Source organism: Actinoplanes sp. NPDC026619 (genome assembly GCF_040638295.1).
GTDB lineage: Bacteria > Actinomycetota > Actinomycetes > Mycobacteriales > Micromonosporaceae > Actinoplanes.
On record NZ_JBEZYA010000011.1, the window covers coordinates 125975 to 150019 of the forward strand.

Genomic DNA, 24045 nt, shown 5'->3' on the forward strand with positions numbered 1-24045 from the left:
AATGTCGCACCCGCGCGAGAGCATGGACCCATGTCGAACTTCTGGCTGGAGCCGTGGGACGAGCGCGGGCCGGCCCTGGAGCGCCGGGCCAACACCCCCGAGATGCATGCCTACCTGGGCGGGGTCGAGTCCGAAGAGTCGATCATGGCGCGTCATAAGCGCATCCTCGACCACCTCCGGGCCGGCACGGGCGGCATGTTCCTCATCATGATCGACGACGAGCCCGACCCGGTCGGCTCGGTCGGCTACTGGGAGACCGAGTGGTCCGGCCGGATGGTCTATGAGCTGGGCTGGAAGGTGTTGTCCGGCTTCCAGGGCCGGGGCCTCGCGGTGAGCTCGACGATCGCCGCGATCGGGCTGGCCGCCGCCGACGGCCGGCACCGCTGGGCGCACGCGTTTCCCCGCACCGACAACGCGGCCTCCAACGGGGTGTGCCGCAAGGCGGGGTTCGAGCTCCTCGGCGAGGTGGCTCACGAATATCCGAAGGGGAATCCGATTCGCTGCCACGACTGGCGTTTCGACCTCAAGGCGGTGGGTGGTCCGGGCTGACGGAGAGTGAGCTGGCAAACTGCATCCGTGACGATCGATCCCTTGAGTGGCGTTCGGTGAGCCTCGCGGAGGGCCAGGGCGGTTACCGCGTCCGCTTCGACTGGGGCCCGGTCGGCGCCGATGTGGTGGCGCCCGGCGCCGCGTTCGTGGCGGTGGTCGACGTGCTGTCCTTCACCACGACCCTGACCGTCGCGGTCGAGCAGGGGCTGAGCGTCCTGCCCTACCGCTGGCGCGACGACTCGGCCGTCGACGTGGCCCGCCGGCACGGCGCGATGCTGGCGGTGCTGCGCAATCAGGCCGGCCCCGGCCAGATCACCCTGTCGCCGGAAAGCATCCTCAACGCCGACCTGCGCGCCGACGGGATCGACCGGCTGGTGCTGCCGTCGCCGAACGGCTCGGCCATCTCGGTCCGGCTCGCCGACACCGGTGCGACCGTGATCGGGGTGTCGCTGCGTAACGCCGCCGCGGCCGCCAAGTGGGTGCGCGAACGCGCCGGCGACCGCCCGATCGGGGTGGTGGCGTCGGGGGAGCGCTGGCCGGACGGTTCGCTGCGGCCGGCGGTGGAGGATCTGTGGGGCGCCGGCGCTTTTCTCGACGGGCTGGCCGAGGGCGACCTGCTGGCCGATTTCTCGCCCGAGGCGGGGACGGCTTTGTGGGCGTACCGCGGCGTCTCGGAAAGCCTGAGCGACGCCCTGCGTGAGTCGGTCAGTGGCCGTGAGCTGCGCGCTTATGGTTTTGCCGGTGATGTCGCGGTGGCGTCGGCGGTGGGTGTGAGCAGCGTGGTGCCGGTGCTGACCGACGGCTGGTTCGTCAATGGCGGTTCTTGATGCGGCTTGCGGCTCGGGCAGCGGATCTTGCCGTTGAAAACGAGCCTCTGGAGGAATTTGTGCAATCAAGGCCGCTGGCTGGGTGATTCGGGCGGTCCGAGACGATCGTTTGGGGGCGACCTAGAAAGGACAACCCCCATGCGTAAATGGTGGCCACTGGTGACCGTGTGCCTCGGCACCTTCATGCTGCTCGTCGACGTGACCATCGTGAACGTGGCCCTGCCCCCGATGGCGACCGACCTGAGCACGTCGTTCAGCACCCTCCAATGGGTGATCGACGGTTACGCCCTCTCGCTCGGCGTGCTGCTGCTCGGCGCGGGCGCGCTCAGCGACATGTACGGACATCGCCGCTTCTACGTCGGCGGCCTGATCCTGTTCGCCGCCGCGTCCCTGGCCTGCGGCCTCGCCGCCGACTCGACCCTGCTGGTGACCGCCCGGGTCATTCAGGGCATCGGCGCGGCCGCCATGTTCACCACCACGTTCGCCCTGCTCAACAGCTCCTACCAGGGCCGCGACCGCGGTGTCGCGTACGGCGTCTGGGGTGGCGTCTCGGGCGCCGCCTCCGCCATCGGCCCGATCCTGGGCGGCCTGCTCACCGAAGGGTTCAGCTGGCGCTGGATCTTCCTGGTGAACCTGCCGATCTGCGTGGCCGCGGTGGTCATGTGCTTCACCGCGCTGCGCCCCGACGGCGAACGCCGCCCCGGCGGCTTCGACCTGTGGGGCACGGTCACATTCACCATCGCCGCCGGCACACTGACGTACGCCGTGATCCGCGCCAATGACGAGGGCTGGTCGTCGCCGAAGACCTGGGGTCTGCTGATCGTCTCCGCGGTGGCGCTGGCCGGGTTCGCCCTGATCGAGCACTACGGCGACAACCCGATGTTCGACCTGGCCCTGCTGCGCAACCGTTCGTTCAGCGGCATCCTCACCGCCGGCCTGCTGGTCAACTTCGCCGCGTTCGCCGCCTTCACCTACACGTCGATCTGGCTGCAGTCGGTGATCGGCCTGTCCCCGCTGCAGGCCGGCCTCACCGGCCTGCCGGTCTCGATCGGCTCGGTGCTGGCCTCCGGTTTCGCCGGCGCCCGCCTGCACGGCCGCTCCCCGCGCCTGATCATCGGCGGCGGCATGCTGCTGATCGGCCTGGGCAGCCTGCTCAGCGGCTTCCTCCTCGACGCCGACTCGAGCTGGCCGGCGCTGATGGCCGGTTACGCGGTCGTCGGCCTCGGCGTCGGCCTGGTGATGCCGGCCCTCGCGTCGTCGGCGATGGGCGCGGTCCCGCACCGCCGCGGCGGCATGGCGGCCGGCTCCCTGACGACGGCCCGGCAGCTCGGTTACGCGATCGGCATCGCCATCCTGGGCACGGTGTTCGCCGCCCGCGCCGCCGACGAGCTGGGCAGCACCGACGCCGCCCACGCGGTGGCCGCGGGCCAGGCCGCCCGGCTGGCCGGCTCCTTCGGAGAGCACGTCATCCGCGCCGCCGCGGCCGCCGGCCTCGACGCCGGCTTCTACATCGGGGGAGCGGCGGGCCTGCTGGGCGCGCTCGCGGTCTTCCTTCTGGTACGGCCGGCCGCCGTCCCGGATGAGCCGAAAGAGCCGGCTCTGGCCGCCAACTGAAACGACAGCCCGGGTCCATTGCGGACCCGGGCTGTTGCCACGTCCGGTTCACGTGCCGTGCCTACTCTCAGCCGCCATGCCGACTTCCTGCTGCGCATCCAGCGGCTGGCGCCGGCGTTCGCCACCAGCGCGGTCGACGTGGTCGGCCGCATCACGCTGAGCGACCCGTCCGGTCTCGTCAGCTGGCCCCTGACCCGCGCCGACCGGGTGCTGACCGGCGCCGACGTCGAGTCCATCGTGCGCGCCGCCGCGAGCACCTACTGGATCGGTGACGAGTTCGGGCCGTACCTGCTGCACTTCGACCGCGCCGGCCAGCTCCTGGCCGCGCCGATCCCGCTGGCCGGGGTGGTCGCTCCGGAGACGGCGGCCCGCACCGGCGTGCCCGCCACCACGAACAGCAGCAAGGGCTTCGAGGGCCTGGCCGCGTCACCGGACGGCCGGCATCTTTACGGCCTGCTCGAGGGCACGGTCAACGGCGACGTGGCCGGTCAGCTGCGACTCAACGAGTTCGATCCGCGCACCCAGAAGTACACCGGCAAGCGGTTCATCTATCAGCTGGAGAGCCCCGCCAACGCGATCGGCGACGCCGTCGCGGTCGACGACAACGAGTGGATCACCATCGAGCTGCCCCACTCATTGACCTGAGCCCCCGCTCAGAGCCTCCGCCCGGTCGCCGATCAGAAAGATGTGAAGATCGGCGACCGGACGCGGCGGCCGGGTCGGCGCTGGAGCGGACTGGCCCTGGTCATCGGGGTGGTGTTCGCCGGATCGCTGGTCTCGGCGATCGTCTACGACGCGGAGCGCCGCAACGAGAGCCGTAACGCCTCCGAGCTGATGGACCGCTACGCCGACGAGGTGACGGCGGCGATCAGCGACCGGGTCACCCGTTACGGCGAGGCGCTCACCGACCTGTCCGCGGCCCTCGGCGCCCAGAGCGACCTGCGCAGCGAGGACTTCACCCGGGCCGGCATGGGGCTGGGGCCGGCCCGGCTGCCCGGCGCCAGCGGCGTCACCTTCGTGGTTCCCGCCACCAGCACCCAGACCGCCGAGTTGCAAGGGCACTGGCGCGCCCACGGCTCCACGGCCCTGTCGCTGGTCGCGTCACCCCAGTTCGGCAATCACTTCTACGTGGTGCTCGACCGGGTCTTCGACGGCGGCAGCACCGTGCTCGGCATCGATCTCGCGCCGAGCGAGCCGGTCATGACGGCCATGAACCTGGCCCGGCAGAGCGAGCAGCTCGCGATCGGTCCGACCTATCAACTGATCCGGGACCGGAACATCGCCCCACGCCTGCGGCAGAACTCGGTCGCCATGGCCGTGCCGGTGCGCGCCGCGCATGACAAGTTCATCGGCTGGCTCGTGATGGGCGTACGCGGTCAGGATTTCCTCTCGCAGACCCTGCTCGACCGCGGCCAGGGCGCCGTGCAGGTCAGCCTGGCCGACCCGTCCGGGGGCGGCAAGGTGATCGCCGCGGCGACCCCCGGCCAGCGGGTCACCGACGCCGACCTGACCCGCGAGCGCGGCGTCATCGTCGGGCAGCGCCGCTGGGACGTCACCATGTGGCCGACCAAGGGCCTGCTCAGCACCACCGACCGGGGGCTGAGCGAGCTCACCGGCGTCGCCGGGCTGGCGCTGACCGCCATGCTCGCGATCGTCACCGGCGTGCTGGCCGGCAGCCGCAACCGCGCGTTCCAGCGGGTCGAGCAGGCCACCGCCGCGCTGCGCCGGGACATCCAGCGGCGCGAGGAGGTCGAGGCGCAGCTGCACCACCTCGCTTTTCACGACCCGCTCACCGGCCTCGCGAACCGCAAGCTGTTCTACGAGCGGCTGGCCCACGCCATCGACACCCACACCCGCGGCGAGGCCACCGTCGCCGTGCTCTTCATCGACCTGGACGGCTTCAAACAGGTCAACGACGACCGCGGCCACCAGGCCGGCGACCTCGTGCTGACCGCCGTCGCCGAACGCCTGGTCGCCGGCCTGCGGCTCGGCGACACGGTCGCCCGCTTCGGCGGCGACGAGTTCGCCGCCGTCCTGGAATCCCTGACCGGCATCGACGACGCCCAGATCGCCGCCGAACGCGTCATAGCCGACATCCGCCAGCCGATCGACATAACCGGCGTCCCCGCCGTGGTCTCCGCCAGCGTCGGCATTGCCGTGCACCACCCCGGCGCCACCGCCGACGACTTGATCCGCGACGCGGACGCCGCCATGTACGCCGCCAAGGCCGCGGGAAAGAACCGCTACCTGATGGCCGGTGCCGATCCGAGCTGACGGCTGTGTCGCTAACTGCTACGTGTCAGGTTGCCGTATAGCAGTCTTTACCCAACTGCGCCGTGAATACCGGTGAATATGCAGCTCGCACCTTGATCGGAAAGATTTTGACTCCGGCCGACGAGTTGTTAGAGCGGTCGGCCGCCATCGAATCTTGAGTGTTCGCCGAGCGAATTCGCCCGTTCTTCGGAATTGTGCGACATCTGCTACGTGCTACATAGCAGATAGACCCTACCGATCAAGGTTGGACTGCCCACATACTCCGGAGAAGGGGATGGGGGCAACCATGCTGGTGTTCTATCGGGGCCGACGGGCATTGATCACACAGCAGGTCTTCGAGACGATCTACATCGGGCGGATGCGGTACGCGATCGAAGATCTGACAGACGTGCACATCGTGAGATTCGGACCCGGCTTCGACCTGGGTAATCGGCTCTTCGGGTTCACCGCCCTGGTGGCAGCGTTTCTTGTCGTGCCGATCGTCGGCCCGGTGTCGGAGATCCTGACCGGCCTGGTGGCCGGGGTGCTGCTGGTGGGGTCCGTGCTGAGCGCGGGCCGGCGATTATCGGTGCGCTGGGAGCTGGTTGCCATCTATCGCGGGCAGCCGGTCACGTTGTTCGAGTCGGCGGATCAGACCGAGTTCGATCAAGTCCGTCGGGGTCTGCAACGTGCTCTCGAGCGGAACGGCGGCGATCGGTGAAGCCGGCGTGGGAATTATTATTGTTCGATAAGTCCCACGCCTGCCGTCATGCGTCGGAACCCACGTTTCAAGAATTCTCGAAACGTCCGTTCCGGACTTCGCTGACGAACCGCATCCAGTCGGCCTGATCGAAGCTGAGGATCGGAAGGCCGACATCTTTCGAGTCGCGCACGTGAATGCGGGCGTCGTCGGCGGCGATCTCGAGGCAGGTTCCATCGGCACAGAATGAACTGCGGCGCCACGTCATTGTGTCGTCATTATTTTCCGGCAACGTTCTGCGAGCCCTTCTTCAATGATGCGGTAGGTGGAGTTACTCGCCAGTCGCCGGTAGGCGATCCAGTTCTACCCGGAGCGCTGCCGCTCGTAAGCGAATGAGCCGCAGCGTGGCATCCTCTGGGAGCGATAGCTTCCAAAGATCTTCAAACCCGTCCCGGTAAGGGCGAATCAGTTCCGGATCGTGCTCGATGCCGTCCGTGATGAAGCGCTCTCTGTAGAGCACGGTGTCTTCGGCGTCGTCGTCGCTGAGAATCATCAGCACGAAGCTTCCCAACGATCCGATGATGGCACCCTTGCCCTCGTCGAGAGGAACAACCCGAACAAATATGTTCGGCCGGGTGGCAACGTCGGCGAGGTCTTCGAGTTGCTCGGCGGTGATGCGTGGGCCGCCGACATTCCGGAGAATGACGCTCTCGTCAAGTACGGCATAGTACTTCGGGCCGTCCGGACGGTCGAGGACGTCTTTCCGTCGGCGCATGCGGACGTCGAGGTGGACTTTGCGCTCGTCGTCGGTCAAATGGCCGAGGAACTCGTTGATGATGTATTCCGCGGTCGCCGGGCTCTGGAGAATGCCCGGCAGGAGAAGTGGCTGATAGACGCGGATCTCCGACGCCGCGACCTCGAACTGGAGAAGTCGCCGGAGCCCGGCGGAAAGAAGCTTCCGGTGCTCCGGATTGGTGGTCCAGCGTTCGCGGCGGGCCAGCCGGGCGTCCTTCACCATGGCGGTCACCACGTCGTCGCCGGTCACCCCGTACAGTTCCAGGACGGCCCGGAGGTCGGTCTCGGAGATCGCCACCTCGCCGATCTCGATGCGCTGGACTTTCGACAGTGACCAGCCGAGGCGCTTGGCGACGTCGGTCTGCGTCAGCGTCGTGGTGTCCCGGCGCGCACGCCGTAGCCAGAGCCGGACTCGCTGCCTCGCAACGGCGGGCGTATCGCCGCCGAGCGAACCTGTCATGTCCTCACGTCCGTCGAGGGATCGCGGATAAGCTGATCTAGAGCAGCGCGCTGCAACAGCTACGTTGCTGACTGCAACGTAGCAGTCAGCCATTGGTCTGTCATGGCCGACCTGCCCTCCTTGCGCCTTCTGAGTTCGGCCCGGCTAACGGTTGGATTCCACGGTGGTTACGTCCCTTACCGCACGATTCGCTGTTCAATGACACGAAGTTGCGCTCTGGGTACCGTGAGTTATCTATCGGCATGGAGGCGAAGATGAGCGAAGTTTCCCGTTCGGGGCCTGCCTGGCGACGCAGTGCGCGATGCGCGTCCGAGACTTGTGTAGAGGTCATGTTCGATGCCGAAGGTGACGTTCTGCTTCGCAGCAGTCGGCGGCCCGAGGCGGTGCTGCGTATGACGACCGGTCAATGGGCCGGATTCCTGAGCAATGTGGCTCGCGGCGATCTCGCCTGACCGATGAACTAGCGTCAGCGCTCATGGCGGAGCGGCGCGTGATCTTCAGTGGGTCGGCCTTCGAGGAGCAGATCGGGTATGCGCGGGCCGTCGTTGACGGGGATGACGTGCATGTCTCCGGGACCACCGGGTTCGACTACCGGAGCATGACCATCTCCGATGATGTGGTGGAGCAGGTCGAGCAGTGTGTCCGCAACATCGAGGCGGCTCTGGGGGAGGCCGGCTGCACCCTCGCCGATGTTCTGCGCGTGCGCTATCTGCTTCCCGAGCGGGACGACTTCGAGCCCTGCTGGCCCACCCTGCGCCGGGCCTTCGGCGCCAGCCGGCCGGCGGCCACGATGATGGTGTGCGGGCTGGCGGATCCGCGGATGAAGATCGAGATCGAGGTGTACGCGCGGCGTCACTGAGCCGGTGGCTCGCGGATCAGGCCGTTCTCCACCAGCGAGTGCGAGTGCTTCAGGCGGACCATCTGCGGGACGATCTCGACCCGCTGGATGCTGTCGATCTCGGCGACCTTCGTGGTGATGTATTGGTAGAGCGCCTCGGCGTCCGTGGCCAGCGCGGATGCCATCAGGTTGGCGCTGCCGGTGACGGCGCCGACGAAGGCCAGCTGCGGGTGGTCGGCGAGGCGGGCGCCGGTGGAGGCCAGGTGCGCCGGCGCCACGGTGAACCACAGGTTGGCGACCGCGTGCATCCCGACCGGCATGGTGGCCACGTCGACGTGGAAGTAGATCGCGCCCGCCGCGGCCAGCTCGTTCACCCGGTGCGCCGCCTGCCGCTGGCTCCAGCCGGTGGCGGCCGCGACGGCGGCCCAGCTTGCCCGGCCGTCGCGGCTCAGCGCGTCGAGCAGCGGGCGGTCGGTGGCCTCGAACCGCCCCACCCCGGTGGGGTTCGGCGCCGGTGCGGGCGTGCCCTCCAGCAGGAACTCGCGCTGCTCGGCGGACAGGTCGTGGTCGGGGGCCACCCAGTCGGCCTCGCCGCGACCGGCGAAGCGGTGCAGCATCTGGTGGGCGCTGAAGGCCAGCACGCTGGACGCCCGCGGCAGGTGATGCAGGAGGCCGGACTGCGGGTCGTCGACCTCGGCCTGGCAGGTGACCTCGGCGCCACCGCCGCCGATGCTGACCCACGACGTGTCTCCACGCTGGGCGAGGGCGGTGGCCAGGGTCATGGCGGTCCCGGGGCGGCAGCCGATGCGCAGCGTCCAGTAGCTGGCGCCGGTGCGGTAGATGGCCTCCGGGCGGGCGGCGATGCGGACGAACCGGGCGGCGCGCATCCGCTGAAATCGGCGGGCGACCGTCTGCTCGGACACGTCGAGCACGGCGGCGATCCGGGCGAACGGCGCGCGCGGGGAGATCTCCAGGGTGTGGAGGATCCGTCGGTCGAGAGCGTCAAGGGTGCTGGATCCGGTCGCCACGGAGGAATTCTACGGCGGCATCCCCCGGGGCGGTGAGTCCCCGTGGCGGGGGATGGGATCGAACGATCTACACCTCTAGTGTCCCTGGAACCGGACTAAAAGCACCAAAAAACCGGGAGCCGCCGCATGTCCCTGTTCCGCGCCGCGAACAACGTCAACAAGCCCGCCGGCACGAATGCGGGGCCCTACCCGATCAACCGGCAGCGTGAGCCGGAGCGGGACGAGCCGGCAGTTTTGGACGGCCCGACCGAGCGGATCCGCGACCGCGCCCAGCAGCGCGGCAACCGGCTCGCCTGGCTCGGCATGCTGATCGCGGTGTTCGCGCTGATCACCTCGTCGATCGCCGCGCTCGCGGCGTGGCAGGCGATGAAGGTGGCCCGGATGGTCGCGCTGGCGAAGGCGCCGGTGAGCGAGGCGCACCACGAGGCGGGCACCGGCTTCGCGGTCACCTACGCCCAGGAGCCGTTGCGGGTGCAGGTCGGCTGCTCGGCGGTCCTCTTCCTCGACCTCGACGAGCCCCGGGCCAACGCCGACGAACGGGTCAGCGACCTGCGCTACGACAGCCGGTGCGGCACCGAGACGCCCCGCCTGACGCTCGGGCCGGGCGCGGCCGCCGGGGCCGAGGTCAAGGATCTCGACCTGGACGCGGCCGGCTGCCAGCGGGTCATCCGCAACAGCCCGATCGGGCCGGGTGGCAGCGTCGAGGTGCGCAAGGGCGCCGTGCTGTGTGTGCTGACCGCCGCCGAACCACCCGCGATGGCCCTGGTGGAGGTGACCGACGTGGGGCGGACCGGCACCGCCGGCATGCGGGCCACCTCATGGAAAGTCGCGGGCTGACGACGGTCGCGCGGGGCGCTCCTGACAGAATGTCGGGGGCGCCCCGTGTATAGCTTTGAGGAGACGAGTTCCCGTGATCCGTACCCATAACGCCGGCAGCCTGCGCGCGAGCGACGCCGGCACGACGGTGACGCTCGCCGGGTGGGTGGCCCGCCGGCGCGACCATGGCGGGGTCATCTTCGTCGATCTTCGTGACGCGTCCGGCGTCGTGCAGGTGGTCTTCCGCGAGGAGGACGCGCACGCCCTCCGCAACGAGTACTGCGTGAAGGTCGTGGGCGAGGTCAGCGCCCGGCCCGGCGGCAACGAGAACCCCGACCTGGCCACCGGCGCCGTCGAGGTGGTCGCCAGCGAGCTGACCGTGCTGTCCGAGGCCGCGCCGCTGCCGCTGCCGGTCGACGACGCGACCACCGCCGCCGACGACCTGCGCCTGAAATACCGGTACCTCGACCTGCGCCGCTCCGGCCCGGCCGCGGCGCTGCGCCTGCGCAGCCGCGCCAACCAGATCGCCCGCGAGGTGCTGCACGCCCGCGACTTCAACGAGATCGAGACCCCGACGCTGACCCGGTCGACCCCGGAGGGCGCCCGCGACTTCCTGGTCCCGGTCCGCCTGCAGCCCGGCACGTGGTACGCCCTGCCCCAGTCGCCGCAGCTGTTCAAGCAGCTGCTGATGGTGGCCGGCATGGAGCGGTACTACCAGATCGCCCGCTGCTACCGCGACGAGGACTTCCGCGCCGACCGGCAGCCCGAGTTCACCCAGCTCGACATCGAGATGTCGTTCGTGACGCAGGACGACATCATCGAGCTCGGCGAGGAGATCGTCAGCAAGCTGTGGAGCGAGCTGGCCGACTACCAGGTGCAGCTCCCGATCCCGCGGATCACCTGGACCGACGCGATGAACCGCTACGGTTCCGACAAACCCGATCTGCGGTACGGCGTGGAGCTGGTCGAGCTGACCGACTACCTGCGCGGCACCGAGTTCCGGGTCTTCGCGGGCGCGATCGACAACGGCGGCTACGTCGGCGCGGTGGTCATGCCGGGCGGTGCCGCGCAGACCCGTAAGGAGCTGGACGGCTGGCAGGACTGGGCGAAGGCCCGGGGCGCGCGTGGCCTGGCCTACGTGGTGCTGGACGCCGAGACCGGCGAGCCGAAGGGCCCGGTCGCCAAGAACCTGTCCGCCGAGCACCTGAGCGGCCTGGCCGACCAGGTCGGGGCCAAGCCCGGTGACGCGGTCTTCTTCGCCGCGGCCAATGAGCGACGCGAAGCACAGGAGTTGCTCGGCGCGGCCCGCATCGAGATCGCCAAGCGCTCGAAGCTCATCGACGAAAGTGCCTGGGCGTTCTGCTGGGTCGTCGACGCCCCCATGTTCGAGAAGACGGATGACGGCGGCTGGACCGCGGTCCACCACCCCTTCACCTCGCCCAACGACGAGTGGCTCGACCGCTTCGAGGAGGCGCCCGACCAGGCCCTCGCCTACGCGTACGACATCGTCGTGAACGGCAACGAGATCGGCGGCGGCAGCGTCCGTATCCACCGGGCCGACGTGCAGAGCCGGGTCTTCGACCTGCTCGGCATCACCCCGGAGGAAGCGCAGGACAAGTTCGGCTTCCTGCTCGAGGCGTTCAAGTACGGCCCGCCGCCGCACGCCGGCATCGCCCTCGGCTGGGACCGCACCTGCATGCTGCTCTCCGGCAACGAGTCGATCCGCGAGGTCATCGCGTTCCCGAAGACCCGCGGCGGCTTCGACCCGCTGACCACCGCGCCGACCCCGATCACCGCGCAGCAGCGGCTCGAGGCCGGCATCGACGCCAAGCCGAAGCCGGCGGCGGGCGCGGCCGGCACGGTCGGTCAGGCGGCTCCGGTGGAGCACTCGAACTGAGAATTCTCGTCGTCGGCGCCGGCGGCTACCTGGGAAGCCGGGTGGCCCGCCGGGCCACGGCCGCCGGCCACGAGGTGGTGGGCACGGCCACGACGGCGGCCGCCGGCCACCGGGTTCTTGACGTCCGGTCCCGCGAGGCGGTGCTTGCGCTGCTTGCTGACGTACGGGCGGAAGCCGTGCTCAACCTCGCGGCGCGGATGGACGACTGGGCCGTGACCGCGGACGGCGCGGCCCACGTGGCCGTCGGGGCGGGCGGCGCCCGGCTCGTGCACGTCTCGTCCGACGTCGTGCACGGGGGCCGGCCCACGCCGTACACGGAAAATGATCTTCCTGATCCGAAGAGTCGTTACGGCGCGGCGAAAGCGGCGGCGGAGACGGCCGTCGCGGCGATTCATCCCGGCGCCGCGATCGTGCGTACCTCGTTGATCATCGGCAGTGACGACAGTCAGCACATCCGGCTCGTGCACGACCTGCTCGCCGGCAAGCGCGGCGGGTTCCTCTTCGAGGACGAGATCCGCTGCCCGGTGCACGTCGACGACCTGGCCGCGGCGCTGGTCGAGCTGGCCGGAAACGATTACGCGGGCGTGCTCAACGTCGCCGGGCCGGAAGCGATCTCCCGCGCCGAGCTCGGCCGGCTCGTGGCCCGGCGCGACGGCCTCGACCCGGCGAGCGTGCCCACCGGGCTCACCGCCGACGCGAACCTGGGACCGCGGGCATCCGACGTCAAGCTCGACAGCTCCACGGCGTACGCGCTGCTCGGGGTCCGGTTTCGATCGGTGTCGGAGAGCGTGCGTGGATGAGGCGAAGCCGGCCTGGCGCCGGCGCACCAAGGCCGAGCACCGCTGGCCCGTCGTTCTGGCGCTGATCGTCCTCGGCACCCTCCAGTGGTACCTGCCGGATCGGCTCACCCCCGGCCCGCGCTGGTTGTTTCCGCTGATCGAGGCGGTGATCGGGGTGGTGCTGATCGCCGCCAACCCGGTGCGGATGCGGCGCGACACCCCGCGACTGCGGATGCTCTCGCTCGGCCTGATCACGGTGGCCAGTCTCGGCACGGTCTGGACCGTCGTGATGCTCATCCGCGACATCGTCAGCGGGCACGACACCGGCTCGGCCGGGCAACTGCTGGCCACCGGCGGCGGCATCTATGTGATGAACGTGCTGACCTTCGCGGTGTGGTTCTGGGAGCTCGACCGGGGCGGCTCGGTGGCCCGGTCGCTCGGCAGCGACCCCTACCCGGACTTCCTGTTCGCGCCGATGACCTCGCCGGACATGGCCCACCAGGACTGGGAGCCGTGGTTCGCCGACTACCTCTATCTCTCGTTCACCAACTCGACCGCGTTCAGCCCCACCGACACGCTGCCGATGACCCGCGGCGCCAAGTTCGGCATGGCGGCCGAGTCGGCCATCGCGCTCGTGACCGCGGCCCTGGTCGTCGCGAAAGCGGTAAACGCGCTCGGATAGATCCAGGATGGAGTTTGACAAGTATCGAGGCGTGGGTATTTGCAGGCCAGAAGGCTCTCACCCCCCGGAGGATTTTGATGCTTGCCATTGCTGCGGCCGTCGTTTTCGGTTTCGCGCTCCTTCTCGACTTCCTGAACACTGATCTGGGCTTCCACGACCTGTTCAACTTCAACACCCTCCTCATGCTCGGCCTCTTCCTGCTGGCCCTCTACTTCGCCGGCGTCGGCAGCGGTCCGCGCTCGGGCACCGGTGGCGGCAGCGGCCGCCGCTTCTACGGCCGCCGTCCGGGCCGGGGCTGATCTCCACATCCGCAGGCCGGTCCGTCCGCAAGGTGCATTTCGGGCATCGCGCGGCGGGCCGGTACTGTCGGTGCCGATGGAGATGGACGGGCTCTTTTCCCTGGGCGCGCCGAGTGGCTTGGTTGCCGCGCCGGCGTTCAACCCGGTGTCCGACGACTCGCCCCTGCCGGTCCGGATGCGTCCGGCCGGCATCGACGAACTGGTCGGTCAGCAGCACCTGCTCGCGCCGGGAAGCCCGTTGCGGCAGCTCGTCATGGGTGTCAGCCCGATGTCGGTAATCCTGTGGGGTCCGCCCGGCACCGGCAAGACCACCATCGCCCACCTCGTCGCCGGCGCCAGCGACCGCAAGTTCGTGGCGCTGTCCGCACTGACCGCCGGGGTTAAAGACGTCCGCGCGGTCATCGAGACCGCTCGCCGCGAGCGCCGGGCCGGCGGCCCGCCGACGGTGCTGTTCATCGACGAGGTGCACCGCTTCTCCAAGACCCAGCAGGATTCGCTGCTCGCCGCGGTCGAGGACCGGACGGTAGCGCTGCTCGCGGCCACGACCGAAAATCCGTACTTCTCGGTCATCTCGCCGTTGTTGTCCCGCTGTGTGCTGCTCACTCTCAAGGCGCTCGGCGACGACGACGTGCGGCACCTGCTGCGCCGCGCGGTCGCCGATCCGCGCGGGCTGGGCGGCAAGGTCACTCTCACTGCCGACGCAGAAGATCATTTGGTACGCCTGGCGACAGGCGACGTGCGTAAGGCCCTGACCGCGCTCGAGGCGGCGGCATCGTCGGCCGAGGCACAGGGCGTGGCGGAGATCGACCTCGCGACCGCGGAGAAGGCGGTCGACGTCGCGGCGGTGCGCTACGACCGCGACGGCGACGCGCACTACGACGTGACCAGCGCTTTCATCAAGAGCATGCGCGGCAGCGACCCCGACGCGGCGCTGCACTGGCTGGCCCGCATGCTGGTCGCCGGCGAGGACCCACGCTTCATCGCCCGCCGCATCGTGATCTTCGCGAGCGAGGACGTCGGCATGGCCGACCCGCAGGCCCTGCTCGTGGCCACCGCCGCCGCCCAGGCCGTGCAGCTCATCGGCCTGCCCGAGTGCCAGCTCAACCTCGCCCAGGCCGTCGTGCACATGGCCACCGCGCCCAAGTCCAACACCGTGACCACCGCCATCGGCGAGGCCATGGCCGACGTCCGGGCCGGCCGCGGCGGCGCCGTTCCGTCCCATCTGCGCGACGCCCACTATCCGGGCGCACGTGGCCTAGGTCACGGTCGCGGTTACAAATACCCGCACGACGACTCCCGCGGCGTGGTCACCCAGCAGTACATACCGGACGATCTCGTCGGCTCCGACTATTACCGCCCGACCGATCATGGCTCCGAACGCGCAGTAAGCGAGCGTGTTCCGCGATTGCGCCGGATCGTGCGCGGGCTTGCGGCGCCACCGCGCCCGGAGACCGCCGCAAGCGCTTCGACAACCACTCCCGACCGCGCGGCGGGTGGTGCTCCGGCCGCGGATGCGTCACGCTCTTCGGCGAACAACGAACCGCCGGCAACGCCACCGGCGGCGGACGAGGTCCAGGCAATCGACAGCGGCGCCGCCGCCGGAGAGGAACAGCCGTGAAATCGCGCGGTGCCGAACGGCCCGACGACGAGGCCGACCTGCGCAACGAGACCGGCGCCCGCAAGGGCCGCGGCCGGTTCGGGCGAGGCCGCCCGGCGGAGCCGACGGAACCCGAGGTGATCCCGCAGGAGGAGACCGGCTGGCTCGACGACCTGCGGTCGGCCAAGCAGGATCGATCGGCGATCGGCCCCGGCACCCTGGCCGGCGAGACCCGTCCCAGCAAGTCCGGCCGGGTGGCTCCCGGCCCCGACGACGCACCCGGGGAAGACGACCTGCCGTTCGGCGGCGGCGCTCCCGGCTGGGCCGGCGCGAGCGGCGCCCACCCGGCCACCTCGTCCGACGCACCCGGCTGGACGGGCGCGAGCGGCGCCCACCCGGCCACCCGGCAGCCCGGCAACGCTTCCGGCGCGCGTCCCGCGTCCGGCCTGCCCGGCAACACCTCCGGCGCACGTCCCGCGCCTGGCACGCCTGCTCCCGGCGCTCCTGGCTTTTCCGTTCCCGGCGCTCCTGGTTTTGGCGCGCCTGGCGCTCCCGGTGTTCCCGGTCGCGGAGCGCAGGCCGCTGGTGAACCTGGCGCTCCCGCGCCCGGATCGCGGCATGGTGCTGCGCCCGGCCGTCCCGTGCCCGGCCAGCAGCCGGGCCGCGGCACGGCGGGGCCACAGCCCGGCTCTCCCGATTTCGACCCCGGCCAGCAGGGCGGTCAGTATCCGGGTGGCGCCTCCGGGCGTGTCGCGCCCGACCGACCGGCGGCCGGGCCTGTCTCCGCGCCGTCGTGGCAGGGCGGCAGCGGCTCTTATCCCGCCACCGGGCCGTCCTGGCAGGCGCCCAGCGGGACGCACCCCACCACCCCTTCCTGGCAGGCCGGCAGCGGTGCGCATCAGGCCGCCGACTGGGACGACGACGGCCGGCCCACGCCCGGCCAGGTCAGTTCGCCCGGCGGCCGAGCGGGCCGGGTTCCGCGGCAGCGGCAGGCGCCCGAGCAGGGCATGGGGCCGACACCGGGATCGCCGGCCGCCGGCGGACCGCGCCGCGGCGCCCCCGACGGGCCGCCGCAGCTGCCTGCGCAGGGCCGTGGACGCCCCGCCGACCTGGCCGCCTTCTCCACACCCGGCCGGCACGGCGCCGCCGAGGACGCACCCGCGGCAGTCGTGCCGATGTCCGGCAACGCCCCCGACGTGCCGATGCCGCGCCCTGTCTCACCGGCCTCGCGGCCGGTGTCGCCAGCTTCCCGGCCGGTCTCGTCGGCCGGCCCGCGCGACCGGTTCCGCACCGACGGGCAGCCCGGCGCACCGACTCCGGCATCACCGGCCGGCCCGCCGCCCGGCGGCCGCTTCGGCGGCCCTCCGGTTTCTACCGGCCGTGACGCCGGCGCGTCGACTCCGGCATCACCGGCGGCTGGCGGCCGTTTCGGCGGCGTTCCAGATGCTGGCGGCCGTGGTGCCGGTGCTCCGACTCCCGCATCGCCGGCGGCCGGTGGCCGCTTCGGCGGAGCTGCGGGCCCTGGCGGTCGCGGCGCGGGCGCATCGACGCCCGGCTCGTCGGCGGCCGGCGGTCGTTTTGCTGGCGGCTCGAACCCGCCCGATGGCGTTCCGGGTCGTGGTGCGGGCGCGTCGACGCCGGGCTCGTCGGCCGCTGGTGGCCGTTTTGCTGGTGGGGCGATCCCGCCTGGTGGTGTTCCGGGTTCTGGCGGTCGTGGGGCGGGCGCGTCGACGCCCGGGTCGTCGGCCGCAGGTGGCCGCTTCGGCGGCGGGGCGAACCCGCCCGGTGGCGCCCCTGGTTACCCGAGCGAGAGCACCGGACGGCACGGCAGCGCGGACGACGACCGTGGCACCGGCCGGCACGGCCAGCAGGAGTTCTCCGCCAACGACCCGGGCGGCCGGGACGGGCCGGAGTTCCCTGGTGGTCCGCGTGGCCGGGACGGGCAGCTGGAGCTTCCCGGCGGTCCGCGCGTCCGAGACGGGCAGCAGGAGTTCCCCGGTGGTCCGCGTGGCCGGGACGGGCAGCTGGAGCTTCCCGGCGGTCCGCGCGTCCGAGACGGGCAGCAGGAGTTCCCCGGCGGTCCGCGTGGCCGGGACGGGCAGCTGGAGCTTTCTGGTGGTCCGCGCGGTCCGGACGGGCAGCAGGAGTTCCCCGGCGGTCCGCGTGGGCGCAATGAGCAGCAGGACTTCTCCGGCCGCCCGCGTGGCCGGGACGAGCAGCAGGATTTCCCGGGTGGCGCCCGGGACCGGGACGGGCAGCAGGATTTTCCTGGAAGCGGCCGGCGTGGCCGCGACGGGCAGCCGGACTTTCCCGGCAGTGGCGGGCCAGGTAACGGCTCGCGCGGCCGTGGTGGCCGAGGTGTGCCCGCACAGGGTGGCGCCGGCGAGCCCGCTCCCGGCTACCGCACCGGCCCGGCCGGCGGTCGGCCCGGCGGTCCCGGCGTAGCCGGTGGTCCCGGCGCCGCAGCCCCGGGCAGCGGACCAGGCGTGGGCGCCGGCGGTCCGGGCGTTCCTGGCGCAGGTCCGGGCGGTCCCGGGGCGCCGGCTCAGACTGCGCGGGCCGCGGCCAAGGTCATGCCGCCGGTAGTGCCCGGGCGACAGGGAGCCCGCGCGCCGGCCGTTCCCGGCCGCGCCGGCGCCATGGCCGGCAACACCGCCGCCCGCCAGCCCGGCGACGCAACCGGCCCGATCAACGGCCGCGGTGGCCCGCGACAGCCCGGTGACGTCACGGGTCCGATGAACCCGCGCGGCGGCGCCCGGCAACGCGGCGACGCCTCGGGTCCGATCCCGCGCGGTGTCACCGGCCCTCCCGGCGGCGCCTCCGGCCCGGTCCCGCGTGGCCTGGCCGGCCCGCCGGGCGAATCCACCGGCCCGGTCCCGCGTGGCCTGGCCGGCCCGCCGGGCGAATCCACCGGTCCGGTCCCGCGTGGCCTGGCCGGCCCGCCGGGGGAGTCCACCGGTCCGGTCCCGCGTGGCCTGGCCGGCCCGCCGGGCGAATCCACCGGTCCGATGCCGCGCGGCCTGCCCGGCGCGCCGGGCGACGGGTCCGGCCCGATGCCGCGTGGTCTTGCCGGCTCGCCCGGCGACGCCTCCGGTCCGCTATCACGTGGTCTTGCCGGGCCGCCCAGCGATGCTTCCGGTCCGATCCCGCGTGGTGTCGCCGGCCAGCCCGGCGATGGGCCTGGTTCGATGCCGCGTGGTCTTGCCGGGTCGCCTGGCGACGCTTCCGGTCCGGTCAACCCGCGTGGTGTCGCTGGTCCGCCCGGTGACGGCGCCGGTCCGATGCCGCGTGGGGCGGCCGGTCCGTCCGGCGATGTTTCCGGTCCGCGCGGCGGCGCTCGCGCTTCCGGCGATCTTTCCGGCCCCGTGAACCCGCGCGGCGGTCGAGGGCCCCGGCCCGGCCCGCGTCCGGGCACCGCCGCCGGAGCGATGGCGGCGGCCGCCGCCATGACGCCCGCCGGACCGGTGTCGCCCGGCCGGCCGCCCGTGCCGGGTGGCCCGGGTCAGGGTTTCCCGCCTTCGGGCGAGCGCGGCCCGGCCGGGCCGCCGGAGCACAGCCAGGGCTTCGCGCCCCAGCACGGCCGGCCGGACGACGACGAGCGTTATGCCGGTCGTCCGGTGTCGCCCACCTCCGGGACGGGTCAGCACAGCCGCACGGACGCGATCGACCGCTTCGGCAGCCAGCCGATCTCCCCGGCGCGCGGCCAGGGCCAGCACAGCCGCACGGATCTGGGCGGGGCTCTGCCGAGCCGGCCGGTTTCACCCGCGCACGGGCGACCGGAGCCCGGCGATCGCAGCGCGCGCTTCGCTGCCCAGTCCGGCGCGGCGGAGCCGAACGAGCCAGGCTCTGGCTTCGGCACGCAGAGCGGGCGGCTGGAGGCAGGTGAGTCGGGCCCCGGTTTTGGCACGCAGAGCGGGCGGCCGGAAGCAGACGCACCGACTGGGCGGGCGGATACGGGGGAGCGGAGTCAGCGCTTCGCCGGGCAGGCCGGCGCCGGTAAGCGGGCGCGGCCGGACTCGGGGCCGGCTCAGGGCGGTCCGGGCGGTCAGACCGGGCGGGCTCAGCGTGGCGCCGGCGGTGCCGGCGGGCGGGGCACCGGCGATCGCGGACCGGGTGGTGGCCGCAAGAGCGGGCCGGCCGCTCTGGGCTCCGCGGCGATGGGTGCGGGCGCGATGGGCGCGGGAGCGATGGGCGCGGGAGCGATGGGCGCCGCCGCGGCGAAGGGCGCGGCCTCGGCCGGCGCCGCGCCGATCGGCGCCGCCTCGGTGGGGTCGGCTTCGGCCTCAGCCTCGGTCGGCGCTGCCTCGGTCGGTGCGGCCCCGGTGGGCAGCGCGTCGGTGGGCAGCGCGTCAGTGGGCAGCGCGTCAGTGGGTTCCGCGTCAGTGGGTTCCGCGGCCGTCGGTGCGGCGTCGGTCGGTGCGGCGCCGGTGGGCACTGCTTCGGTAGGCGCGGCCCCGGTTGGCACTGCTTCGGTGGGTGCGGCGCCGGTTGGCACTGCGTCGGTGGGCGCGGCCTCGGTTGGCACTGCGTCGGTGGGTGCGGCTTCGGTTGGGGCTGCCTCGGCCGGTGCGGCGTCGGCTGCCGTCAAGGTGGGTGCGCCGTCGGCCGCCAACCCACGTGCGGGTGCTCAAGGCGTACCCCCAAGGGGTGAAGCAGGCGCCGACGCGCCCAGCGTGGCCACTCGGCCGGCCCTGCCGGCGGGCAGCTCCGAGACCCTCGGTGGCCTGCGTGGGGTGAGTGATGAGCTTCGTAACCGGATGCGCACGCAGCGACGGTTGCGGGTAGTGACGTTGTTGTCGCTTGCTGTTGTGGTGCTGGTCGTGCTGCCGGCGATCTTCGGGCTGCGGTCGGCGAGCAAGGATCCGGTGTTCAGTTCGCTCGACTCGCTCAGCGTGCCCTCGTGGGCGGCGACGAAGGTCGACGATCAGGGCAGCGGGAGCCGGTGGTGTTTCCTGGACTGCCGTTTCCGGGAGCGCGAAGCCGACTCCGACAAGTCGTTCAAGGAGACCACCGCGGCGTACACCTCGGCGCTGCAGGCGGCCGGCTGGCAGAAGTGGAACGTCGGCGGGTGCCCGGAGGAAGCGATCGCGGCTGACCAGGGCACCTACAGCTGCTGGCGGCGGGACGAGTTCACTCTCGACCTGTGGGTGCGGCTGCCGGACTGCATCATCGACCAGGTGGCCGCGGAGGATCCGAACACGATTCAGTCGGCGCCGGCGACCACCGCGCCGACGAAGAAGTGTGTGGGTTCCACGGTCAGCATCAAGGTGAAGAACGCGATCACCGACACCCGTGGCAAGACCGAGCCCAAGGAGAATCCGGGCCTGGTCGGGGAGACGCCGGACCCGGGGCTGACCAACGACCCGCTCTTGGAGCCGACACCCGCGGCGTCGTGAAGCGGGCGAAGGTCACGGACGGTAGGGTCTGCACGTTGACTCGCCACCCGTAGAGGAGAAGCGCCACATGGACGCCGGAGAAATCGCAGGTCTGATCGCGGCGGGCGCCTTCCTGATGCTCGTCATCGTTCTGGCCGTGCCGATTCTGAAGCTGGGCCGCACCGTCGACGCGGCCACCCGGGCAATCAACGAGGTCACCGACCGCACCGGCCCGCTGCTCGGCAACGTCAACGAGACGGTGGAGAACGTGAACACCGCGCTCGGCCAGGTGCAGGTCTCTTTGGACGGTGTCAACCTCCAGCTCGCCAAGGTCGACACGATCACCGAGCACGCGGCGCACGTCAGCTCGAACGTGGCCAACCTGTCCACCGTGGTGGCCGCCGCGGCGGCGAACCCGCTGGTCAAGGTGGCGTCGTTCGGCTATGGGCTGCGTAAGGCCGTGAACAACCGGCGGCGCAGCGACGAGGACCGCGAGGTTCGCTCCACCATCAAGCAGCGCCGCAAGGCCGGTCGCTGAGCTTTCCTGACGACGAAAGGCACGTAATGAAGCGCCTGCTGTGGCTGGGCGTCGGCTTGGCCGTCGGCGCCCTTGTCGTTCGCAAACTCACCCGCAAGGCGAACGAATTCACCCCGTCCGGCATAGCCACCTCGCTGTCGCAATCCGCTGGCGGTCTGGTGGAGTCGATGCGTAGCTTCGTGGATGAGGTCCGCGACGGCATGACGGAGCGGGAACAGCAGATCCAGCAGGCGTTCGCCGAGGGCGAGCTGTATTACGACGACGAGCAGGATGATGCTCAGGAGGGCCGGCGATGAAGACGGCAGAGATCAAGCGGCGCTATCTCGCGCATTTCGAGGCCAACGGGCACACGGTCGTGCCTAGTGCCCCGCTGCCGGCTATCGACGACCCCAACCTGCTGTTCATCAACGCCGGCATGGTGCAGTTCGTGCCGTACTTCCTGGGTCAGCAGACGCCGGCGTTCTCGCGTGCGGTGAGCGTGCAGAAGTGCATCCGGACCCCCGACATCGACGAGGTCGGCAAGACGTCCCGGCACGGCACGTTCTTCCAGATGAACGGCAACTTCTCATTCGGCGACTACTTCAAGGAAGGCGCGATCAAGCTCGCCTGGGACCTGTCCACCAACGCGGTGGACGCGGGCGGCTTCGGGCTGGACCCGTCGCGCATCTGGCCGACCGTCTACCTCGACGACGACGAGGCGTTCGAGCTGTGGCGCGCGATCGGCGTGCCGACCGAGCACATCGTGCGCCGTGGCAAGAAGGACAACTACTGGTCGATGGGCATCCCGGGTCCGGCGGGCCCGTGCTCGGAGCTGTTCTACGACCGCGGCCCGGAGTACGGCAAGGACGGCGGCCCCGAGGTCGACGAAGACCGGTTCATGGAATATTGGAACCTCGTCTTCATGACGTACGAGATCACCGACGTGAAGTCGAAGGAAGACTTCCGGATCGTCGGTGACCTGCCCGCCAAGAACATCGACACCGGCATGGGCCTGGAGCGCATCGCGTCGATCCTGCAGGGCGTCGACAACCTCTACGAGATCGACGAGGTCCGCCCGATCCTGGCCCGCGCGGCCGAGATGACCGGCAAGAAGTACGGCGCGCACTCCGGTCACGTCGCGGGTGACTCACACCCCGACGACGTGCGCCTGCGGGTGATCGCCGACCACGTGCGCACCGCGCTGATGCTGATCGGCGACGGGGTCACCCCGTCCAACGAGGGCCGCGGCTATGTGCTGCGCCGCATCATGCGCCGGGCGATCCGGTCGATCCGCCTGCTCGGCTGGCAGGCGCCGGCGCTGCCCGAGCTGCTGCCGGTGGCCCGCGACTGCATGGCCCCTTCTTATCCGGAGCTGGCGGCGGAGTTCCAGCGGATCGCCGATTACGCGTACGCGGAAGAGGATTCCTTCCTGTCCACGCTGCGCGCGGGCACGACGATCCTGGATGTCGCGATCGACGAGTCCAAGAAGTCCGGCAAGTCGGCGCTGTCCGGCGACCAGGCGTTCCAGCTGCACGACACGTACGGCTTCCCGATCGACCTGACCCTGGAGATCGCGGCCGAGCAGGGCCTCGACGTCGACCAGGAGGGTTTCCGGCGGCTGATGGCCGACCAGCGGTCCCGCGCGAAGGCGGACGCGGCGGCACGCAAGACCGGCCACGCCGACCTGAGCGCCTATCGTGGCGCGCTGGACGCCGGCGGCCCGGTGCAGTTCACCGGTTACCAGGAGATCAGCCGGGAGTCGCGGGTCCGGGCGCTGATCGGCGGCGGTGGCCGGCTCGAGGTGGCCGGCGAGGGTGAGTTCGTCGAGCTGGTTCTCGACACCACGCCGTTCTACGCCGAGGGCGGTGGCCAGCAGGCCGACACCGGCATCATCAAGGTCGGCGGCGGCCAGCTCGAGGTCGTCGACGTCCAGCAGCCGCTGCCCGGCCTGATCGTGCACAAGGCGCGGGTGATCCGCGGCGAGGTGCGCGCGGGCGAGTCGGCGGAAGCCGAGATCGACATCACCCGGCGCAAGGCGATCTCCCGCTCGCACACCGCGACCCACCTGATCCACCAGACCATGCGCCACTTCCTCGGCGAGTCGGCGACCCAGGCGGGTTCGCTCAACGCCCCGGGCCGGCTGCGCTTCGACTTCAACACCCCGGGGGCCGTCTCGCCCACGGTGCTGAACGACGTCGAGCAGCAGGTGAACGAGGTGCTGCTGCGTGACCTCGAGGTCCACGCGTTCATCACCTCCCAGGAGGAAGCACGCCGGCTGGGCGCGATGGCTCTCTTCGGGGAGAAGTACGGCGATGAGGTCCGGGTGGTTGAAGTCGGCGACTACGCACGTGAGCTCTGCGGTGGCACGCACGTGGCCCGTTCGGGTCAGCTCGGCCTCGTGAAGATCCTCAACGAGCAGTCGATCGGCTCCGGCGTGCGCCGGGTCGAGGCGCTCGTCGGCATCGACGCGTTCGGCTTCCTGGCCAAGGAGCACCTGATGGTGTCGCGCCTGGCCGACCTGTTCCGGGTGCCCGGCGATCAGGTCGCCGACCGGGTCGAGCAGACCGTCACGGCGCTGCGCGACGCGGAGAAGGAACTCGAGAAGCTGCGCGCCCAGATGGTGCTGGGTGGCGCCGGTGCGCTCGCCGAGCAGGCGCGTGACCTGCGTGGCGTCGCCTACGTCGGCGCCGAGGCACCCGAGGGTGCGGCCGGTAACGACGTGCGTACCCTTGCGCAGGAGATTCGGGGGAAGATCGACGCTGCCCGTCCGGCGGTGGTCGCGGTCGCCTCCCGATCGAACGGTAAGGCGTCGCTGATCGTAGCTATCAATGGCGCGGCGAAGAGTCGCGGGCTGTCCGCGGCGGAACTGGTCAAGGGCGCCCTGTCCGGCCGGGGTGGCGGTAACGCCGACCTCGCGCAGGGTGGTGGCATTCCGGCCGACCAGGTGCCGGTGCTGCTAGCGGCAGTTGAGAAGGCGGTAAGCGAAGCTGCCGGCTGACGAACAACACGGAGGGTGACC

The 24045-nt window shown here is 71.1% G+C and carries 21 protein-coding genes; 18 read left to right on the forward strand and 3 right to left on the reverse strand.

Translation table 11 applies throughout. The features are described from left to right. Positions 1-30 precede the first annotated feature (30 nt). The 6 genes from AB0E90_RS24160 (at position 31) to AB0E90_RS24185 (ending at position 5964) form a co-directional block, all read left to right on the forward strand. Positions 31-549 carry a GNAT family N-acetyltransferase gene (locus tag AB0E90_RS24160; RefSeq protein ID WP_360409674.1) on the forward strand — a complete coding sequence of 173 codons (519 nt, stop codon included), beginning with the start codon at positions 31-33 and terminating at the stop codon, positions 547-549. 56 nt (positions 550-605) lie between these two features. Further along, positions 606-1376, forward strand: a complete 771-nt coding sequence (locus AB0E90_RS24165; protein ID WP_360409677.1) for a 2-phosphosulfolactate phosphatase — start codon at positions 606-608, stop codon at positions 1374-1376. A 138-nt stretch (positions 1377-1514) separates the two neighbouring features. Further along, positions 1515-2990 (forward strand): MFS transporter, encoded by a 1476-nt coding sequence (locus AB0E90_RS24170; RefSeq protein WP_360409680.1) that lies wholly within the window; start codon positions 1515-1517, stop codon positions 2988-2990. A gap of 57 nt (positions 2991-3047) precedes the next feature. Further along, complete coding sequence (locus tag AB0E90_RS24175; RefSeq protein ID WP_360409683.1) at positions 3048-3635, forward strand: esterase-like activity of phytase family protein; 588 nt, start codon at positions 3048-3050, stop codon at positions 3633-3635. Positions 3636-3677: 42 nt separating this feature from the next. Continuing rightward, a complete protein-coding gene (locus tag AB0E90_RS24180) occupies positions 3678-5264 on the forward strand; it encodes a sensor domain-containing diguanylate cyclase (protein ID WP_360409686.1) in 1587 nt (528 codons plus the stop codon). A 274-nt stretch (positions 5265-5538) separates the two neighbouring features. Then, a complete protein-coding gene (locus tag AB0E90_RS24185) occupies positions 5539-5964 on the forward strand; it encodes a DUF6232 family protein (RefSeq protein ID WP_360409689.1) in 426 nt (141 codons plus the stop codon). 67 nt (positions 5965-6031) lie between these two features. Here AB0E90_RS24185 and AB0E90_RS24190 read toward each other — a convergent pair whose 3' ends face one another. Further along, positions 6032-6211 (reverse strand): DUF397 domain-containing protein, encoded by a 180-nt coding sequence (locus AB0E90_RS24190; protein WP_360409692.1) that lies wholly within the window; start codon positions 6209-6211, stop codon positions 6032-6034. A 63-nt stretch (positions 6212-6274) separates the two neighbouring features. Next, positions 6275-7198, reverse strand: a complete 924-nt coding sequence (locus AB0E90_RS24195; protein ID WP_360409695.1) for a helix-turn-helix transcriptional regulator — start codon at positions 7196-7198, stop codon at positions 6275-6277. A gap of 254 nt (positions 7199-7452) precedes the next feature. Between AB0E90_RS24195 and AB0E90_RS24200 the strand changes: the two genes are divergently transcribed. Both AB0E90_RS24200 and AB0E90_RS24205 read left to right on the forward strand, forming a co-directional pair. Further along, positions 7453-7650: a DUF397 domain-containing protein gene (locus AB0E90_RS24200; RefSeq protein ID WP_360409698.1), complete on the forward strand. Its 198-nt coding sequence runs from the start codon at positions 7453-7455 to the stop codon at positions 7648-7650. Positions 7651-7673: 23 nt separating this feature from the next. Continuing rightward, positions 7674-8057, forward strand: a complete 384-nt coding sequence (locus AB0E90_RS24205) for a RidA family protein (RefSeq protein WP_360409701.1) — start codon at positions 7674-7676, stop codon at positions 8055-8057. Here the strand turns inward: AB0E90_RS24205 and AB0E90_RS24210 are convergent. Then, on the reverse strand, positions 8051-9064 hold the full coding sequence (locus AB0E90_RS24210; RefSeq protein ID WP_360409704.1) for an AsnC family transcriptional regulator: 1014 nt from the start codon (positions 9062-9064) through the stop codon (positions 8051-8053). The two genes, AB0E90_RS24205 and AB0E90_RS24210, sit on opposite strands and share 7 nt — an antisense overlap. Positions 9065-9190: 126 nt before the next feature. Between AB0E90_RS24210 and AB0E90_RS24215 the strand changes: the two genes are divergently transcribed. The 10 genes from AB0E90_RS24215 to alaS all read left to right on the forward strand — a co-directional run bounded on the left by AB0E90_RS24215 (position 9191) and on the right by alaS (position 24024). Then, positions 9191-9901, forward strand: coding sequence for a hypothetical protein (locus AB0E90_RS24215; protein ID WP_360409707.1), 711 nt, complete (start codon positions 9191-9193; stop codon positions 9899-9901). Positions 9902-9974: 73 nt separating this feature from the next. Continuing rightward, complete coding sequence (gene aspS / locus AB0E90_RS24220) at positions 9975-11777, forward strand: aspartate--tRNA ligase (protein WP_360409710.1); 1803 nt, start codon at positions 9975-9977, stop codon at positions 11775-11777. Positions 11778-11779: 2 nt separating this feature from the next. Then, on the forward strand, positions 11780-12577 hold the full coding sequence (locus AB0E90_RS24225) for a sugar nucleotide-binding protein (protein WP_360410156.1): 798 nt from the start codon (positions 11780-11782) through the stop codon (positions 12575-12577). Further along, entirely contained in the window at positions 12570-13238 is a 669-nt protein-coding gene (locus tag AB0E90_RS24230; protein WP_360409713.1) for a hypothetical protein, read from the forward strand. The genes AB0E90_RS24225 and AB0E90_RS24230 overlap by 8 nt, the downstream gene beginning before the upstream one ends. A gap of 77 nt (positions 13239-13315) precedes the next feature. Then, the gene (locus AB0E90_RS24235; protein WP_360409716.1) at positions 13316-13537 is read left to right on the forward strand and encodes a hypothetical protein; all 222 of its coding nucleotides are present in this window, start codon (positions 13316-13318) and stop codon (positions 13535-13537) included. A 76-nt stretch (positions 13538-13613) separates the two neighbouring features. Continuing rightward, positions 13614-15155, forward strand: coding sequence for a replication-associated recombination protein A (locus tag AB0E90_RS24240; protein ID WP_360409719.1), 1542 nt, complete (start codon positions 13614-13616; stop codon positions 15153-15155). Continuing rightward, positions 15152-20530: a hypothetical protein gene (locus AB0E90_RS24245; protein ID WP_360409722.1), complete on the forward strand. Its 5379-nt coding sequence runs from the start codon at positions 15152-15154 to the stop codon at positions 20528-20530. The genes AB0E90_RS24240 and AB0E90_RS24245 overlap by 4 nt, the downstream gene beginning before the upstream one ends. A 67-nt stretch (positions 20531-20597) precedes the next feature. Next, positions 20598-21047, forward strand: a complete 450-nt coding sequence (locus AB0E90_RS24250; protein ID WP_360409725.1) for a DUF948 domain-containing protein — start codon at positions 20598-20600, stop codon at positions 21045-21047. Between the two features lie 26 nt (positions 21048-21073). After that, the gene (locus tag AB0E90_RS24255; protein WP_360409728.1) at positions 21074-21343 is read left to right on the forward strand and encodes a hypothetical protein; all 270 of its coding nucleotides are present in this window, start codon (positions 21074-21076) and stop codon (positions 21341-21343) included. Then, positions 21340-24024 carry an alanine--tRNA ligase gene (gene alaS / locus AB0E90_RS24260; protein ID WP_360409731.1) on the forward strand — a complete coding sequence of 895 codons (2685 nt, stop codon included), beginning with the start codon at positions 21340-21342 and terminating at the stop codon, positions 24022-24024. The genes AB0E90_RS24255 and alaS overlap by 4 nt, the downstream gene beginning before the upstream one ends. Positions 24025-24045: the final 21 nt, after the last annotated feature.

Coding starts and splice junctions, on each gene's coding strand:
- AB0E90_RS24255 (WP_360409728.1), top strand. CDS start 21,074: ATGAAGCGCCTGCTGTGGCTGGGCGTCGGCTTGGCCGTCGGCGCCCTT.
- alaS (WP_360409731.1), top strand. CDS start 21,340: ATGAAGACGGCAGAGATCAAGCGGCGCTATCTCGCGCATTTCGAGGCC.
- AB0E90_RS24185 (WP_360409689.1), top strand. CDS start 5,539: ATGGGGGCAACCATGCTGGTGTTCTATCGGGGCCGACGGGCATTGATC.
- AB0E90_RS24195 (WP_360409695.1), bottom strand. CDS start 7,198: ATGACAGGTTCGCTCGGCGGCGATACGCCCGCCGTTGCGAGGCAGCGA.
- AB0E90_RS24205 (WP_360409701.1), top strand. CDS start 7,674: ATGGCGGAGCGGCGCGTGATCTTCAGTGGGTCGGCCTTCGAGGAGCAG.
- AB0E90_RS24190 (WP_360409692.1), bottom strand. CDS start 6,211: ATGACGTGGCGCCGCAGTTCATTCTGTGCCGATGGAACCTGCCTCGAG.
- AB0E90_RS24170 (WP_360409680.1), top strand. CDS start 1,515: ATGCGTAAATGGTGGCCACTGGTGACCGTGTGCCTCGGCACCTTCATG.
- AB0E90_RS24215 (WP_360409707.1), top strand. CDS start 9,191: ATGTCCCTGTTCCGCGCCGCGAACAACGTCAACAAGCCCGCCGGCACG.
- AB0E90_RS24240 (WP_360409719.1), top strand. CDS start 13,614: ATGGAGATGGACGGGCTCTTTTCCCTGGGCGCGCCGAGTGGCTTGGTT.
- AB0E90_RS24200 (WP_360409698.1), top strand. CDS start 7,453: ATGAGCGAAGTTTCCCGTTCGGGGCCTGCCTGGCGACGCAGTGCGCGA.
- AB0E90_RS24250 (WP_360409725.1), top strand. CDS start 20,598: ATGGACGCCGGAGAAATCGCAGGTCTGATCGCGGCGGGCGCCTTCCTG.
- AB0E90_RS24235 (WP_360409716.1), top strand. CDS start 13,316: ATGCTTGCCATTGCTGCGGCCGTCGTTTTCGGTTTCGCGCTCCTTCTC.
- AB0E90_RS24160 (WP_360409674.1), top strand. CDS start 31: ATGTCGAACTTCTGGCTGGAGCCGTGGGACGAGCGCGGGCCGGCCCTG.